14 protein-coding genes are annotated in these 16,378 nt (G+C 47.7%); 10 read left to right on the top strand and 4 right to left on the bottom strand.

The features are described from left to right. Window positions 1–358: 358 nt before the first annotated feature. Window positions 359–1,750, top strand: coding sequence for an NAD-dependent succinate-semialdehyde dehydrogenase (locus FKW31_RS15120; protein WP_006117525.1), 1,392 nt, complete (start codon window positions 359–361; stop codon window positions 1,748–1,750). Between the two features lie 177 nt (window positions 1,751–1,927). Beyond that, the gene (locus FKW31_RS15110; protein ID WP_063354477.1) at window positions 1,928–3,220 is read left to right on the top strand and encodes an NAD(P)/FAD-dependent oxidoreductase; all 1,293 of its coding nucleotides are present in this window, start codon (window positions 1,928–1,930) and stop codon (window positions 3,218–3,220) included. On the opposite strand, the gene FKW31_RS15105 is transcribed toward FKW31_RS15110, so the two are convergent. Next, entirely contained in the window at window positions 3,192–3,824 is a 633-nt protein-coding gene (locus FKW31_RS15105; RefSeq protein WP_006117523.1) for a TetR/AcrR family transcriptional regulator, read from the bottom strand. The genes FKW31_RS15110 and FKW31_RS15105 overlap by 29 nt on opposite strands. Before the next feature lie 256 nt (window positions 3,825–4,080). Here FKW31_RS15105 and FKW31_RS15100 point away from each other — a divergent pair, with 256 nt between their 5' ends. From FKW31_RS15100 to nadC, 3 genes are all read left to right on the top strand, one after another. Further along, a complete protein-coding gene (locus tag FKW31_RS15100) occupies window positions 4,081–4,965 on the top strand; it encodes an NrtR DNA-binding winged helix domain-containing protein (protein ID WP_150178972.1) in 885 nt (294 codons plus the stop codon). Between the two features lie 80 nt (window positions 4,966–5,045). Continuing rightward, complete coding sequence (nadA, locus tag FKW31_RS15095) at window positions 5,046–6,026, top strand: quinolinate synthase NadA (protein ID WP_006117521.1); 981 nt, start codon at window positions 5,046–5,048, stop codon at window positions 6,024–6,026. 26 nt (window positions 6,027–6,052) lie between these two features. Then, entirely contained in the window at window positions 6,053–6,910 is an 858-nt protein-coding gene (gene nadC, locus FKW31_RS15090) for a carboxylating nicotinate-nucleotide diphosphorylase (protein ID WP_150178971.1), read from the top strand. 47 nt (window positions 6,911–6,957) lie between these two features. Here the strand turns inward: nadC and FKW31_RS15085 are convergent, their stop codons facing one another. Then, entirely contained in the window at window positions 6,958–7,962 is a 1,005-nt protein-coding gene (locus tag FKW31_RS15085; protein WP_193562095.1) for an alpha-E domain-containing protein, read from the bottom strand. Next, window positions 7,962–9,440: a circularly permuted type 2 ATP-grasp protein gene (locus FKW31_RS15080; protein ID WP_150178969.1), complete on the bottom strand. Its 1,479-nt coding sequence runs from the start codon at window positions 9,438–9,440 to the stop codon at window positions 7,962–7,964. Before FKW31_RS15080 ends, FKW31_RS15085 begins: the two co-directional genes overlap by 1 nt. A 247-nt stretch (window positions 9,441–9,687) precedes the next feature. Here FKW31_RS15080 and FKW31_RS15075 point away from each other — a divergent pair, with 247 nt between their 5' ends. Together FKW31_RS15075 and FKW31_RS15070 are read left to right on the top strand one after the other, a co-directional pair. Beyond that, on the top strand, window positions 9,688–10,524 hold the full coding sequence (locus FKW31_RS15075; protein ID WP_150178968.1) for a transglutaminase family protein: 837 nt from the start codon (window positions 9,688–9,690) through the stop codon (window positions 10,522–10,524). Then, a complete protein-coding gene (locus FKW31_RS15070) occupies window positions 10,521–11,597 on the top strand; it encodes a putative zinc-binding metallopeptidase (RefSeq protein ID WP_150178967.1) in 1,077 nt (358 codons plus the stop codon). The genes FKW31_RS15075 and FKW31_RS15070 overlap by 4 nt, the downstream gene beginning before the upstream one ends. 112 nt (window positions 11,598–11,709) lie before the next feature. Here FKW31_RS15070 and dld read toward each other — a convergent pair whose 3' ends face one another. Then, window positions 11,710–13,425, bottom strand: a complete 1,716-nt coding sequence (gene dld / locus FKW31_RS15065) for a D-lactate dehydrogenase (protein WP_035350829.1) — start codon at window positions 13,423–13,425, stop codon at window positions 11,710–11,712. Window positions 13,426–13,680: 255 nt separating this feature from the next. Between dld and FKW31_RS15060 the strand changes: the two genes are divergently transcribed. The 3 genes from FKW31_RS15060 (at window position 13,681) to FKW31_RS15050 (ending at window position 16,329) form a co-directional block, all read left to right on the top strand. Further along, entirely contained in the window at window positions 13,681–15,132 is a 1,452-nt protein-coding gene (locus FKW31_RS15060; protein ID WP_150178966.1) for an aldehyde dehydrogenase family protein, read from the top strand. A 168-nt stretch (window positions 15,133–15,300) separates the two neighbouring features. Continuing rightward, on the top strand, window positions 15,301–16,062 hold the full coding sequence (locus FKW31_RS15055; protein ID WP_089179392.1) for a glucose 1-dehydrogenase: 762 nt from the start codon (window positions 15,301–15,303) through the stop codon (window positions 16,060–16,062). A 48-nt stretch (window positions 16,063–16,110) separates the two neighbouring features. Then, window positions 16,111–16,329, top strand: coding sequence for a hypothetical protein (locus FKW31_RS15050; protein WP_089179391.1), 219 nt, complete (start codon window positions 16,111–16,113; stop codon window positions 16,327–16,329). Window positions 16,330–16,378: the final 49 nt, after the last annotated feature.

Here is a 16,378-nt window from a genome sequence, read left to right as displayed (position 1 = left end):
ATTGTGTGCCAACAGGCATGGAGTGGGGCAGGGGAGAGAGCCTGCTTAAGCTGGATTTATACGAACCCACCATAAATAGGATAAGAGTTATAAGACGACTGGTCTAATTATAAATTGACTTCATCTATATCCATTCATATACAGATAACCAGAACAGGCCATACAGATTCGGTAGGAATATTTCCAGTTTGTATATGGATTTTTGCCATCAGGAGTTTTCCTGCCCGATAAAAGTTGACCGGTCTATTTTTTGGATGAGGGAAACGATGCCACACATTGGAGCATTCTGCTCTGCCGGGTGCATGCCGCATTTGCGGGCTCGTTCTGCTTTTTCCATTTCACTGTTCACGAGGTAAAAATGGCGTACGCGACAACCAATCCCTACACCGGGGAAGTTCTTGCTAATTTTCCTGAAGCTACAGATCAGGAAGTCCAGACCGCACTGTCCGAAGCTCATGCCGCTTTTGAAAAATGGCGTGATACCTCCTTTGCTGAACGCGCTCGTATTATGAATGCCGCAGCTGCCATTCTGCGTCGTGATGTTGATAAGTATGCTCGTCTGGGCACGCTGGAAATGGGCAAGCTGTTTGCAGAGTCCAAAGCAGAAGTTATTCTTTCTGCTGAAATTTTCGAATACTATGCAAAATATGCAGAAGAACTTCTGAAGCCGGAATCTCTGCCGGTTGCTGATCCGGCAGAAGGTAAGGCTGTTCTGGTGCATGAACCTCTTGGTATCGTGCTGGCAATTGAGCCATGGAACTTCCCATTCTATCAGGTTGTCCGCATTATTGCGCCGCAGCTTTCTGCTGGTAACGCTGTTCTGCTTAAGCACGCTTCCAACCTGCCGCAGTGCGCTGCTGCTTGTGAAGAGCTGATGAACGAAGCTGGCCTGCCAAAAGGTCTGTTCCGTAACCTTTATACAGCACGTCGCCATACGGAAGTTATCCTGAACGATCCCCGCGTTTGCGGTGTGGCTCTGACAGGTTCTGAAGGCGCAGGCACCATTATTGCTGGTGTTGCAGGTAAAGCCCTGAAAAAGGCTACCATGGAACTGGGCGGCGCAGACGCCTTTATTGTTCTGGATGATGCTGACGTAGAAAAAGCAGCTAAATGGGCTGTTATTGGCCGCCATTGGAATGCTGGTCAGGTGTGTGTATCTGCCAAGCGTCTGATTGTTGCTGATGCAGTTTATGATCGCTTTCTGGAACTGTACAAAAAGGGTGTTTCCGAGCTGAAAGCTGGTGACCCGATGGATCCTTCCACAACGCTGGCACCGGTGTGCTCCAAAGGCGCTATGGATGATCTGCACCGCCAGGTGACGGAAGCCATCAAGCACGGTGCAAAGGTTGAAGTGATTGGGCCAGAAGTGCCCGGTAAAGGCGCTTTCTTCCGTCCGCTGCTGATGACTGGTTTGGATGGCAACAACGAAGCCCGCCATTGGGAATTTTTTGGCCCGGTAACGCAGTTGTATCGTGCAAAAGACGAAAACGATGCAATCCGTATCGCCAATGATTCACCTTATGGTCTGGGTGGTGCTGTCTTCACCAAAGACGAAGCACGTGGCGCACGTGTGGCCGCAAAAATTCGCACAGGCATGGTGTTCATCAACCATCCGCTGGTGCCTAAGGCAGATCTGCCCTTCGGTGGCATTAAAAACTCCGGTTATGGGCGTGAACTGATTGGTCTTGGTATCAAAGAGTTTGTGAACCACAAGCTGATCAACACGGTCGATATTGACGCACCGTTCTGATCATACTGTTAGCGGGCGCCTGTAAAGGTGCCCGCTTGCACAGAATACGCATAGTATAAAAATATAAGTAAATAGAATTATATAGTGTAGTAATAAAATAATTCTTTTTAATAAAATATTCATTCAAAAACATAACGTTATCTCCCGCTTACTTCCTGAAAGAGGCATGTAAACCTGATGTCGTCCAAGTCTGAAATTCTTATTGTCGGTGGCGGAGTGGCAGGACTTGCCCTTGCAACGCGTCTGGGTAAAACACTTGGCCGGCACGGAAAAGCACGTATCACACTTATTGATAAAAGCTTTTCACACGTATGGAAGCCTATGCTGCATTGCTTTGCTGCTGGCACAGTGCAGAATGAAAACGACCGCATCAGTTTTATGGCTCAGGCCAGCAGCCATAATTTTGAATTCTGGCCGGGTGAAGTTGTCTCTATTGATAGAGATAAGCGGGAAGTTGTTTTAAGCCCCTTACATGCATCAGATGGCAGCAAGGTTCTGGATAGCCGAACCATGACATATGATGCCATTGTCCTGTCTATCGGAAGCCGCGCCAATGATTTTGGCACGCCCGGTGTGCTGGAAAACTGTCTGTTTATTGATAACCTTGTTGAAGCAAATGCTTTTAATGAAAAGTTCAGAATGGAAATTCTGAAGTCGTTTGCTGATAATTCTGAACTGGATATTGCTATTGTTGGGGGCGGGGCCACAGGCACCCAGCTTGCCGCTGAACTTCATAAATCTCTCGAAATTGTTGACCCAGTAAGCTTGCATGCTTTCGGTAAGGCACCGCCAAAACTCAGCATTACGCTGTTGCAGTCTGGCGCCCGTATCCTGCCTGCTTTTCCGGAATCTGTTTCAATGGCTGCGCAACAGGAACTGGAGCGGATTGGTGTAAATGTGCGCACATCTGCCCGCGTTGCTGCAGCAGATGCTACGGGCTTTACGCTTAAAGATGGCACACACGTACCAGCAACACTGCGGGTATGGGCTGCTGGTGTTAAGGCTCCGGCGGTAACAAAAACCTATGGTGGTCTTTCTCTAAGCCGCTCTGGCCAGATCAACGTAAAACCCAATCTGTGCTCTGTTGATGATGACCGTATTTTTGCAATGGGGGATTGCTCCTATATTGTAGATGATCCGCTACCCGCTACGGCACAGGTTGCCCGTCAGCAGGCGCATCATCTGGCGCAACATCTGCCTGCATGGCTGGAAAGTGGTAAGGAAGTGCCTTCCTGCATTTTCCATAACAAAGGCGCTATTGTGGCACTGGGTAATTACAATGGCTGGGCAGCACTACCGGGTGGCCGGGTTATGGGTGGTGGTATGTTGCACGGGCTTTCTGCACGTATGGGGCATATTATGCTGTATCGTCAGCACCAGATAGAGCTGTTTGGCTGGGTGCGCGGTTTGGCGTCTATCTTTGCTGATATGGTAGAAACCGTTATTCGCCCTTCTGTGCGCTTGGATTAAGTTGATCTGCTGTACAACCAAGAAGAGTGTGCGAAGTTTGCCATGCTTCATCCAAAGGATGGGATGAATGCGTAATTTTCGTCATCAAGGTTGCACCCAGCCAGAGTTGATAGAGCGATGATGCGAGTTTGTGGGCGGGCAGGGAGGATTGTAGAGATCCGTCCTGCAGCCCAGTTTTAATGACCTGAGAGAGATGAGAAATAACAGAAGCAGTGCCGGTTTCCATAATACGGCGCATGCGTTCTGATATATCAGATACTTCTGCAGCAAGTTTAACGATGAGGCATTTATCTCCAACCAGCCCCTTGATATGGGAGCGGCGCCAGAAATCCAGATAAGAAAATAACTTCTGTGCGCCGTTTTTATCTGGTGTGGAAAAGAGTGCATGAATATTTATTAAATAATCATGCATATAAGAGCGCAGAAGTTCCTCTCCAAATGCCTCTTTAGATGCAAAATAATGGTAAAATGAGCCTTTGGGGATGCCCGCAACTTCCAGAATTTGCGAAAGCCCGACAGCCGAAAATCCGCGCTCAGCAATAAGCGCGCGTGCAGAATCTACAATTTTCTTTTTTGCGATATCATGTTTTGTAGGCGTATTCATGGGCGCGGAAATATCCTGATTTCTTTCAAAAAAGTTTATATGTCTTTTTTAAACGGACATAAATATAGCCCTGCTGATGCCAGGCATGAATGATGTAGCTGTATAATATCATGAGACATGTTCATTTGGAAAACATTGTATTGGAAACATTCTCAGGAATATCTGTTCTGGGCTGTAGAATCTTCACGCCCATATAAAAAATGAGTATGCAGATTTCACCTATGATATTTTATTTTTGGTTCATTACTGAGGCTTCATGAAACAGACAGCGTTTTGCAGGGCAGAGCTTGTAGCCGTTCTTTTGAATATCAGAAAAGATACGCCCTGCGTGCTTACGCTGGAAAACGGTCAGGCTTTGCCTTCAGGCCCGTTAACCATGGGCGGCCATTCCTTACAAAAGGAACTATGCCGCTGGGTAGAGCAGCAAACAGGCGTGGTATTGGGGCATACAGAACAGCTTTATACATTTGCAGATACACAGGTGGCCGATAAAAGCCGGTTGGTGCGTATTTCCTACATGGCATTAATCAGTTCTAATGCAGACCAAACAATAGCAGAACGTTCTATATATGATTATTTTCCGTGGGAAGATCGCAGATATCCAGCGGCTCATGCTCTGTTGCAGCATATTATTGGATTACTGAAAAATTGGGTTGGAAAAAGCATTGCTAAACAGCAAAGATGCGCCAGACTGTTTGGCCTTTCTCCTCACCCATGGAACGATGAGCTGGCTTTGGATCGTTATGAGCTTTTGTGGGAAGCTGGCTTGGTGCGCGAAGCCAAACATTTTAAAGGACAAAGCCAGCTAGGTTTGCAAATGCAGGCAGATTACCGGCGTGTTTTGGCGACAGCCCTTTCACGCGTGCGGGCGAAAATTCGTTATACATCAGTTGTGTTCGATTTGTTGCCAGAAACATTTACATTGCTGCAGCTTCAGCAGGCCATGGAAGCCTTGGCAGGGTGTTGGATGCACAAGCAAAATTTCAGGCGTTTGGTTTTGCAACAAAAGCTGGTGGAAGAAACAGGTGCTTTTGATACGCCTCAGCAAGGGCGGCCTGCAAAGCTGTACCGCTTTCGGCCAGAAGCAGGGCAAAATTGCTATCTGGCTGGCGCCAAATTGCCGCTAACGCCATTGTTATAAAAAGTAGGTTAAAAGCGCTTGTTTTTCCCTTGCGGTACATATACTCAAATTGAGCATATGTACCGCAAGGGAGGGTATTCATGTTGGCGTTCAATATTCCAGACAGGGATACTCTGTATCAGCCTGTGGCTGGCATCATGGCGCGAGATTTGTGGGAAGAGCGTTATGCTGCTGATATTGAGGCCATTATACGCCTTAAAAAGCAGCATAACGCCGTTATTCTTGCACATAACTATCAAACGCCAGAAATATTTCATTGTGTGGCTGATATCCGGGGCGATAGCCTTGCTCTTGCACGTGCTGCACAGAATATAGATGCCGATATTATTCTTATGGCTGGTGTACATTTTATGGCAGAAACTGCCAAACTATTAAACGCAGAAAAGAAAGTTCTGATTCCGGATGTAGCTGCGGGCTGTTCTTTGGCAGAAGGCATTACAGCCGAGAATGTGCGTTATCTGAAACAGACGTATCCCGGGGTGCCTGTTGTAACCTATGTGAACAGCACAGCCGCGGTTAAGGCCGAAAGCGATATTTGTTGCACTTCAGGCAATGCGCGCAAAGTGGTGGAAAGCCTGAATGTTCCACGTGTTATCATGATTCCAGATGAATTTTTGGCCCGCAATATTCAGGCCGAAACCGGAATTGAAATGATAACATGGCCTGCGCATTGTGAGGTTCATGAACGGTTTACCCCGCAGGAAATTCGGCAATATCGGCGTATGCATCCGGGTGTAAAAGTTGTGGCGCATCCTGAATGTCCGCCAGAAGTGGTGGAAGCTGCGGATTATTCAGGCTCCACAGCCCAGATGATTGCATATATTGCAGAAGAAAGTCCCGAAAAAGTTCTTTTGGTAACTGAATGTTCCATGAGCGATAATTTGGCAGCGCAGTATCCAAATACCACTTTTGTGCGCCCATGTAATTTGTGCCCGCATATGAAGCGCATTACATTACCCGCCATCCGTAAGTCTCTGGAAAATTTTGAAGCAGAAGTTGTTATTCCTGAAGCCTTGCAAGAGCGTGCGCGTCTATCTGTTGAGCGCATGTTGCTGGTTTAAGGGATAGGGTAGGAGCGCTTATACATATGTCTTACGCATGTCATTTTCCCAGATTGTTATGGAAACCTGTTATTCAAGCAGCATTGTTTGAAGATTTGGGGCAAGGCGGAGATGTAACTACACAAGCATTAGCAATGCCTGGGCAGAAAATGCGCGCCGTATTCTGCGCCCGCCAACAGGGGGTTGTTGCAGGGCTTGCGGGCGCACAGCAGGCTTTTGCGCTTTTAGATGAACAGGTGCATTTTCGTGCCTTTAAGCAAGATGGGGATATGCTGGCGATTGGTGATGTGCTGGCTGAAGTAGAAGGTGATGCTCTAACTGTTTTGGCAGGAGAGCGGACAGCCTTGAATATTCTCTCTCATCTTAGCGGTATTGCCAGCCAAACGCGCCAGATGGTGGATGCTGTATCTGGCACAAAAGCTGTTATTTGCTGCACACGCAAAACGCTTCCGGGGTTAAGAGCGTTGCAAAAATATGCCGTAAAGGCAGGCGGAGGTGGCAACCATCGTTTTCGGTTAGATGATGCTATTTTGATCAAGGATAATCATCTGGCTTTGTGTGGTGGGCAAGTTGACGTGGCCTTACAAAGAGCTCGTGCGCGTGCAGGCCACCTTATGAAAATTGAACTGGAAGTAGATACGTTGGAGCAGTTGGAAGCCGCATTGGCTTGTGGCGGTGCTGATGCGTATTTGTTGGATAATATGGATACGGATACTCTGCGCAAAGCTGTTGGCATGATTAATGGCATGGCCATAGCCGAGGCATCAGGTGGAATTACGCAAGAAACAGTGCGTGCTGTTGCTGAAACTGGAGTGGATGTTATTTCCGCAGGTTGGCTGACGCATAGCGTAAAAGCTTTGGATATTGGTCTGGATTACATCTAGTTTTTTCAAAACATATCCAAAAGCTTTTATACTATACGCAAACAGATTCACGCTTGCATCTGACAACCTGCCTGAATCGCCACCGCGGAAACAGGAGGCCAGAATTCAGATGCAATTTGTTCCTGCAATTGAGAAAGCTGCTGTTGTATCCAGCTCATATAATCATGCAGGCCACGAATAATAATGTCTTCCGCAGTTTGTTCTGCAAGAGTAACGCGTAGCTCTGCAACACATTCTTGTAGTGCGCTGCAACGTGAACGCAAGCCGGGATAAGAGGCTAAAAGTGCGAGTGTTTCATCCATTAAGCGTAAATTAGCGGCTAAGGAGCGGCAGAACCCCTCATTTTTTAGCAAAAATCCTACAATATTTGCAGGCGTAACTGTAACTGGGCGTAAACGGCGGAAGGCATGGTAAGCCGCTGCAGAGCGTAATACGGCTGTCCATTGCGTAATGTCAATTTCAGAACCGGGAGCTTCTCCTTGGGGCAGCAGCATATGGTAGCGAATATCTACCAAACGCGTAATCTGGTCACATCGTTCAAGCGTTTTGCCCAACTTATAAAAGAGCCATGCCTGATCACGGTAAAGCGTACCTTCCGTAACGCCAAAATGGGCTTGGCAGTCCTGCTTGATACGAGTGCACAGATTTGAAAGACTGTTTTGATAAATATCCTTTTCTTTCAGATCCAGAACCCAGCGTGTGAAGACATTGAGCTGTGCCCACATTTCAATAGAAACAAGGGGCCGAACAGCACGCGCATTTTCACGTATGGCATGGGCGGTTGCACAGATAGATGCCGGATTTGCCTGTTCAGTCAGATAAAAATTGGCTACGGCATCTGCATCGCCTGATGGATGTAAGGCAAGGAAGGTCTGTTCATCCGAGTTAATTTGTACAATAGAATGCCATGCAATTTGCCCATTGGCATCGCGCACAAATGTTTCTGTCACTTCTAGTAGGCGAGCTAGATTTTCTGTGCGTTCCATATAACGCGCCAGCCACATCATGCATTCTGCATAGCGAGAGAGCAGGTGACCCTGTGTTTCGTTCATCATGATGCCATTACCCACGTATCTTTAGAGCCGCCACCCTGAGATGAATTGACCACCAGAGACCCCTTGCGGAGCGCCACACGAGCGAGACCTCCGGGCAAAACCCACACAGAACGGCCTGTTAAGGCAAAAGGACGGAGATCCACATGCCGGGCTTCCACACCATCTGGGCAGAGTGTTGGGGTAACAGACAGATTGATAACGGGCTGGCTGATATAGTTTGCAGGATCAGCCAGTAATTTTTCTCTAAAATCAGCCAGTTCTTTCTGGCTGGCGTGTGGGCCAATCAACAGGCCATAACCCCCTGATTCTCCAACAGGTTTGATAACAAGCTTGTTCATATGCGCTAACGTATAAGCAAGGCCGTCTGGTTCTGCACAGATATGGGTTTCCACACTTTGCAGAATAGGATCCTGCCCTAAATAGTAACGAATAATGCGCGGCATATAAGCATATACGGCTTTATCATCGGCAACACCTGTGCCCAAGGCATTGGCAAGTGTAACGTTGCCGCGCCGATACGCTTCTACTAGCCCGGGAACCCCAAGAAGGCTGTTTGGGTTAAAGGCCAGCGGGTCCAAAAAATCATCATTCAAGCGACGGTAAATAGCATGCACAGCACGGGGGCCGTTGACTGTGCGCATAAATACCCGATGATTTTCAACAAACAGATCTTTCCCTTCCACAAGGGGTACGCCCATCTCGCGGGAGAGAAAAACATGCTCAAAATAAGCAGAATTATAAATGCCGGGTGAAAGAAGAACGACTTGTGGATCAGCAATTCCTTCTGGTGCCACTTCACAGAGGGTTTGATGTAAGCGCAGGCCATATTCTTCTACCGAGCGAATGGGCAGACCAGAGGCCAGATCTGGCATAAGGCGCAGCATCATGTGTCTGTTTTCAATAACGTAGGACACGCCAGAAGGCGTGCGGGCATTATCTTCCAGAATCAGAAACTGGCCGTTATCATCCCGTATCAGGTCTGTGCCGTTGATATGCACATAAACGCCGCCGGGAACATCTACACCCACCATGGCATCACAGTAATTGGGGTTATTCAGCACCAGTTCGGCAGGCAATATGCCATCACGCAGGATATTTCGATCATGGTAAATATCATGCAGAAACAGATTGATAGCCTGAATACGCTGTTGCACACCTCGCTCTACGTGATCCCATTCCTGCGCGGTAATAACACGAGGGATGGCATCAAACGGCAAAATACGATCAATGGCTTCCTTATCTGAATACACAGTAAAGGTAATGCCCATACGATAGAGTTGAGCCTCAGCAGCTTGGGTTCTACGGCGTAATTCTGGCAGGCTAAGTGCTGCAAGCCGGTCTTTTACGCACTGTAGGGCGGGGGGCGTTGGGTCACGCCGATTCATCAACTCACAAAAAAAATCTGGGATATGGTAGTTGTCCAGAAGCCCTAAGGAAGCAGCCTGAGGGGGAGCATGCAGGGCTGTTGGTATCATGGTTTCTCTCCCGTCAGGCTGGCGGCCAGTGCGGCCTCAACTTGTTTCACTACCGAATTAACTGAACAGGTTTCCAGAGGTTTGCCAAGTCTAAAATAGCAGCTACTTAAGCAAGTTTTTGATTGTGTTGGATATGTATTGCATGTGCGTGCCATGCTGCTATGGTTTTACGCTACAAGCACGTGTTCTTGTTAAACGAGGTAACACTGCTTGCCATGAATAAGATAAAAGACAAGGTTAGGGTTTGATGAGTTCTCAAGTTATGCTGACACATCGAACCTGTTATCGGTATGATAGGCCTGTCAGCATGGGGCCACAAACAATTCGGTTACGCCCTACGTTGCATTCTCGTACACCTGTGCTCTCCTATAACTTGCATGTGCAACCAACTGAGTGCTTGGTAAAATGGACACAGGATGCATTGGGTAATCAGATTGCGTGCGTTGAATGTGCAGATCAGGTGACGCACTTTGATATTGAAGTTGCGCTCATGCTTGATCTTACGCCGTATGACCCTCTTGCTGATGCGGCAACATGCCCTGAACTTTTGGGTGAGGAAGAAGCGGTAACATCGCAGTGCATGAGTGAGAATATGCGGTCATTCATCAGAGTACGCCAAGTAACGATTGCGCAAGATCCGCTGGATAAGATCAAGGCACTTAATCAAGTTGTTGCACAGCGGATCCAATACCAACGGCGTATGGAGCCGGGAGTTTGGACAGCAGAGGAAACATTGCAGCGCGCAAGCGGTTCTTGCCGAGATAGCGCATGGTTGCTGGTAAGTGCTGCGCGTCAACTTGGGTTTTCGGCGCGTTTTGTTTCAGGTTATCTTATTCAGGAAGAATGCAAGGAGGGTAAGCTTACAACGCTGAATGGTGATTTGCACGCTTGGGCGCAAGTTCTTATACCGCAAAAGGGCTGGATTGGGTTTGATACCACATCTGGCTTTCTGGCAGGGGCTGGGCATATTCCGTTAGCAGTTGCAAATACGCCGCAGGATGCCGCACCAGTTTCTGGCGTGCTGGATTGTTGTAAGGCCGTGTTTGATGTGTTCATGCAAGTGCAGCACTTACCCCGACAATGAAACGGTTTTCCTGCCAATCCTGCAATCATCTGGTGGGGTTTGAAGCAACGCAATGTCATTATTGCGGTGTTACCGTAGGGTATTTACCAGAGTTTGCAACCATGACTGCGCTGGAACCACAGGCAGATGGCACATGGTTACCTTTGGAAAAAAAAGCTAGAGGGCAAGCGCGGGCTTTTTGTATCAATCACGCCTATGGGATGTGTAACTGGCTGACATTGGCAGCCGATAATGGTGCAAATTCTGGGTTTTGTGTTGCCTGCCAATTTAACCGTATGATCCCCAACCTGAATGTTCCGGAAAATAAAAACCGTTGGTACAAATTGGAAGTTGCAAAACACAGAATGTTTTACACAATTCTGCGGTTGAAACTTCCGTTTAAAAACCGGCGGCAGGACCCGGAAAACGGATTGGCATTTGATTTTCTGGATGATGCGGCAGATGGTTCAGTTGCTATAATGACAGGCCATAACAATGGTATTATCACAATTGCAACCAAGGAAGCAGATGATGCTTACCGTGAGAAAATGCGTATTGAAATGGGAGAGTATTATCGCACTCTCCTAGGGCATTTTCGCCATGAAATTGGGCATTATTACTGGAATATTTTAGTAAGAGACGGCGGAAAACTAGAAGCCTGCCGCGCTGTATTTGGGGATGATAGTGCAGATTATCAGGCTGCATTACAAATCTATTATGCGCAATCTCCCCCACAGAACTGGCGCGAGAATTTTGTAAGCTTTTATGCGACATCTCACCCATGGGAAGATTTTGCAGAAACATGGGCGCATTACTTCCATATTATTTCTACACTGGAAACGGCTTTGGCTTACGATATGACAGTAAGCGACACAGTAGGGGGAGATGCGCTTCTTTCCCCCCATGGAAACCCTTATACATCCATGCCTTTTGAAGAAATTATTAACGCATGGGTTCCATTAACTTATGCGGTCAATAATTTGAATCGTTCCATGGGATTGCCAGATTTTTACCCCTTTACGTTAACGCATGGCGTTGTGCACAAACTACATTTTATTCATAATCTTATTCGAAATGTGCAGGATAAATCATAGACTCTTATTTTTTAGAATATTTGATGTGTATGCAAAATAAAACCCGATGTAGCCAAAAGTGCTACATCGGGCTTTTAGTATTGTAATATGCTAGGCTAACAGAAGTTTACGATTATACGCTTTCTGCCAGCCAGTTTTTGCGTTTTGTAGCTTGGCCAATGCCGGGGTTCATGCAGTTGCATGGATCAAGCTGCTGATAGTGGTCCAGCATGTTTTGCGGAGCCTTATATAGGTGGCCCACATTATGTTCTGCCGGATAGCGTGCCCCACGAGCATCCAAGCCGGGAAGCATTTCATGTTCAACCGCTATGGCATTATAACCTTTCTTCACCACGTAATCCTGATGCATGACATGGCAGAGGAAGTGGCCGTAATAGAGCTTAACAATCAGTTTGTTTTCAATGTCCTGCGGCAGTTTTTCAAACCATTCGCGGTCATTCCGGCGGAGGGCAACGTCTAGCGCTACAATATCTTCTGCTTCCTTATGGTGCACAGCGCGGTATCTAACAGCCGCACCAGCCGCAGCAAAACGATGCAGGAAGGCAAGCTTGCCTTCTTCTGGCGTGCATTCAAAATATTCGCCAGTTACGCTGCCAAAATATGTTTGCAAATATTGGCGCATAGGCCCAGCCAAATCGTGCGAGACTTTAAGCATGAGATGATGTTCAAACTTGTCCCGATAATCCAGCATCCGCTTAGGTAGCTGACGTGGCAGCAGGTAGCTGAGAGCCTGCATGATTCGGTCACTTAGATGATCGGGCAGGAAACCAAGTTTTTTGGAAAAAATGTCAAACTTTGATTTCATGGCGAACATTTTTGGCAAAAACTTGGTACCAAAATAGCGGATAACTGCAAAGGTATCCTTGCCGTATTTTTCAGCAATATTAAACGCATCACGGTGGATATACTCACCGCAAATTGGCAGTTCATTAAATGCTGTCAGCACATGGCGGCGCAGGTTTTCCAGTTCGTCGGTATTGTTGGTGCCAATATAGAAAACAGACGTATCTTTGTTGGCGGGAAAGGTATCAAGGCGCACAGCAAAGACAACCAGCTTGCCAGCACAGCCTGCGGCTTCATACCAGCGTGCCGGGTCTGCATTGTAGCGGGCAGGGGTATCAGCATCAATTTCGCGCACATGATTGATATAGTTACCATCGTGCCCTTTGCCGGCGTTCCAATCAATATCTGCTTCTGTAAAGGTGCCGGCTTCCAGCTTCTGCAATATCGCTTCCGGGTCATTCCCCAACTGGATACCCAGATGGTTTACGAGCTGTAGTTTGCCATCCGGCCCGATCTGACCAAACACGGCCATTTCCGTATAAGCAGGGCCACGTTGCACCAATGCGCCACCAGAGTTGTTGCTCACGCCGCCCAGAACGGAGGCACCAATACAGGAGGAACCAATAACAGAATGCGGTTCCCGCCCAATGGCCGCCAGTTTGCTTTCCAGTTCGTAAAGTGTGGCGCCGGGTAGGCATACAACCTGCTTGCCGTTACCGATCAGGTGGGATTTATCTAGCCGTAGCGTGCTAATAAGTACGATATCGCGGTCATAATTATTGCCATCAGGGGTAGAGCCGCCTGTCAGACCAGTATTGGCGGCCTGCATGATAATAATTTTGCCAGCATTTACGCAGGCCTGCGCAACGCGCCAAAGCTCGATAAGTGAGCCCGGCTGAACAACAGCAAGCACCTTACCCGCACCAAAGCGAAAGCCATGGGTAAAGCGGTATGTGCTGTCTTCTCCGGTCAGGACATGGTGCTGGCCAGCTATATTCTTCAACTGTTCAAGCAGTTGCTTGTTGTTTTCTGCGGCGGTTGTCACGCATAAATCCTTTCTACGGCAGCCGGAGGTTCTATTTTCAGATACCGGCAAGAGTATAACGTAAGGTTGTTTTCACGAGTGCACCTGATATTGCGCTGTGAATAACAAATGGCAAGAAACATGTCATAGACAAGCAAGAAAGTCTTTAGTTACCGTCGTTTCTGGTAACGCATGGCTGTTATAACATGTTGGGGCGTGTTTGTCGTATTATCTTGAAACACCCACGGATCTGGCAGTTATTGGGAGGGTGATCAAATGAATTGTTTGGGAAACTCAGAAAGATTTTTTATCAACGGGCAGTGGGTTTTGCCTTCTGCGCAAGCTCAAAAAGACATTATCAACCCAGCGACAGAACAGCCATGTGGCCGTATTGCATTGGCACACGCGCAGGACGTGAATCGAGCTGTTGAGGCCGCTTATGCGGCATTCGGGGCATGGAGCGTCACAACACGTGCAGAGCGGTTACAGATTCTGGGCCGTATTCCATCTATCTATCAGCGCAGGGCAGAAGAGATGGCGCAGGCAATCTCTTTGGAAATGGGTGCGCCCATTTCCCTCGCGCGGGAAAGCCAGACACCAGCAGGCTTGGCGCATATAGAAGAAACCTTAGATGCCTTGCTCCATTACCAGTTTGAAGAATGTGAGAATGATATTCTCATCACTCATGAACCCATAGGCGTTGCGGGGCTGATTACGCCATGGAACTGGCCCATGAACCAGGTAGCCTGCAAAGTTATGCCTGCCTTGGCGGCTGGGTGCACTGTTGTGCTCAAACCCAGTGAAATTGCACCTTTATCTGCCATCATATTTACAGAAATCCTGCATGAAGCAGGTGTGCCAACTGGTGTATATAATATGGTGAATGGTGATGGCCCCGTAGCCGGAGAAGCCTTGGCCAGTCATCCGCTGGTGAATGTGGTGTCTTTTACTGGGTCAACGCAGGCGGGTATTGCCGTGGCTCAGGCTGCAGCGCCTACTGTTAAACGTGTTTTGCAGGAACTGGGTGGTAAATCTGCCAATATCATTTTCGCTGATACAGATTTTGCAGATGCAGTAGAGCGGGGCGCTCAGGAGTGTTTTGGAAATTCTGGCCAATCCTGTGATGCACCAACACGTATGCTGGTGCCGCATGATCTGATGGAAAAGGCTATGAATATTGCAGCTAAAGTTGCAGATAGCCTGCGTGTGGGGGACCCAACAGATAATGTAACAGAGCTTGGTCCTGTTGTAAGTGCTCCTCAATTCAACCGTATTCAGGCATTGATTGAAAAAGGCACGGCGCAAGGGGCTGTCTTGGCTGCTGGTGGCGTAGGGCGCCCAGAAGGGCTGACGCAAGGCTATTACGTGCGGCCAACTGTGTTTGGGCATGTAACTGCGGATATGGTGATTGCGCAGGAAGAAATCTTTGGCCCGGTTTTGTCCATTATGGGGTATGCGGATGAAGATGATGCCATCAGGCTGGCGAATAGTACTCCATATGGTTTGGCAGCCTATGTGCAGTCTGGCAGCATGGAGCGTGCTCGTAGGGTTGCTCGTAAACTTCGGGCTGGTACCGTTACCCTTAATGGCGCAGCATGGACGGTAAAGGCACCATTTGGTGGGTATGGTCTGTCTGGCAATGGCCGTGAATGCAGCCATTTTGGAATTGCAGAGTTTCTGGAAACCAAAGCAATTGTTGGATATGGAGCAGATTCAACAAAGCAGTAAAACTTCTTAGAAAGGAACTCTTATAGCCCAGAGGCATTATGCTCTGAGTATAAGTCTGTTTAAATCTTTCCATCATTTGCAAGAATTGATGCAGGTCATGGTTGAGATATCTGATTCAGGCTGGGATCAGCACGCAATGCAACGTAAGGCGTAGGTAGGGGAAGTATTATGGCACGTGTAGCAGGCAAGGTTGCCATTGTTTCTGGAGCCGCTAATGGAATAGGCAAGGCTACAGCACAGCTTTTGGCCAAAGAAGGCGCAAAGGTTGTTATTGGTGACTTAAAAGAAGAAGACGGTCAGAAAGCCGTTACAGAAATTAAAAATGCAGGTGGTGAAGCTGCATTTGTCAAATTGAATGTAACGGATGAGGCGGCATGGAAAGCCGCTATTGAGCAGACGCTCAAGCTTTATGGGCGGCTGGATATTGCCGTGAATAATGCAGGTATCGCGTATTCTGGTAGTGTAGAAAGCACATCTCTGGAAGATTGGCGGCGTGTTCAGTCCATCAATCTGGATGGCGTATTTCTGGGCACACAGACAGCTATTGAGGCCATGAAGAAGTCTGGTGGCGGTTCCATTGTCAATCTGTCTTCTATTGAAGGATTGATAGGGGATCCAATGTTGGCAGCCTATAACGCCAGTAAAGGCGGAGTAAGGCTGTTTACAAAATCTGCGGCCCTACATTGTGCCAAATCTGGATACAAAATTCGGGTGAATTCAGTGCATCCTGGCTATATCTGGACACCCATGGTGGCCGGTTTAACAAAGGAAGATGCCGCAGCCCGTCAAAAACTGGTTGATCTGCACCCCATTGGCCATCTGGGGGAGCCCAACGATATTGCTTACGGTATTCTGTATCTTGCTTCTGATGAATCCAAGTTTGTTACAGGAAGCGAGCTGGTGATTGATGGTGGATACACCGCGCAATAAACAAGGCGCAAATGGTAGAAGCATGCAGGTGTAAAGGGATGAAATTTCATGTCTGGTAAAAAGCATTTTTCTCCAAGAAGGGAGAAAAAACATGCAACACGTGAGGATCTGATCCTTGGCTTGCTTAACCAGTTTGGTTCTTCTGTAGAAACAGATCAGGATAAATATCTGGATCTCGTATCTGAAATTGCAGAAGCTGTAGACGGACGCAGGACAAAAACTAGCAAGGCAGAAGTTGCTGAAAATAATCCAGACGTTAGTGGTTAAATATTTTTAGAAATTAAAGCGTATTTAAAAGAGCCAGCCATTTGTAAGA

The sequence above is a fragment of the Acetobacter sp. DmW_136 genome (assembly GCF_008690365.1).
GTDB classification, from domain to species: Bacteria; Pseudomonadota; Alphaproteobacteria; order Acetobacterales; family Acetobacteraceae; genus Acetobacter; species Acetobacter oryzifermentans.
The sequence above is the reverse complement of the archived record's forward strand: the minus strand, read 5'-3'. Positions and strand labels throughout refer to the sequence as shown.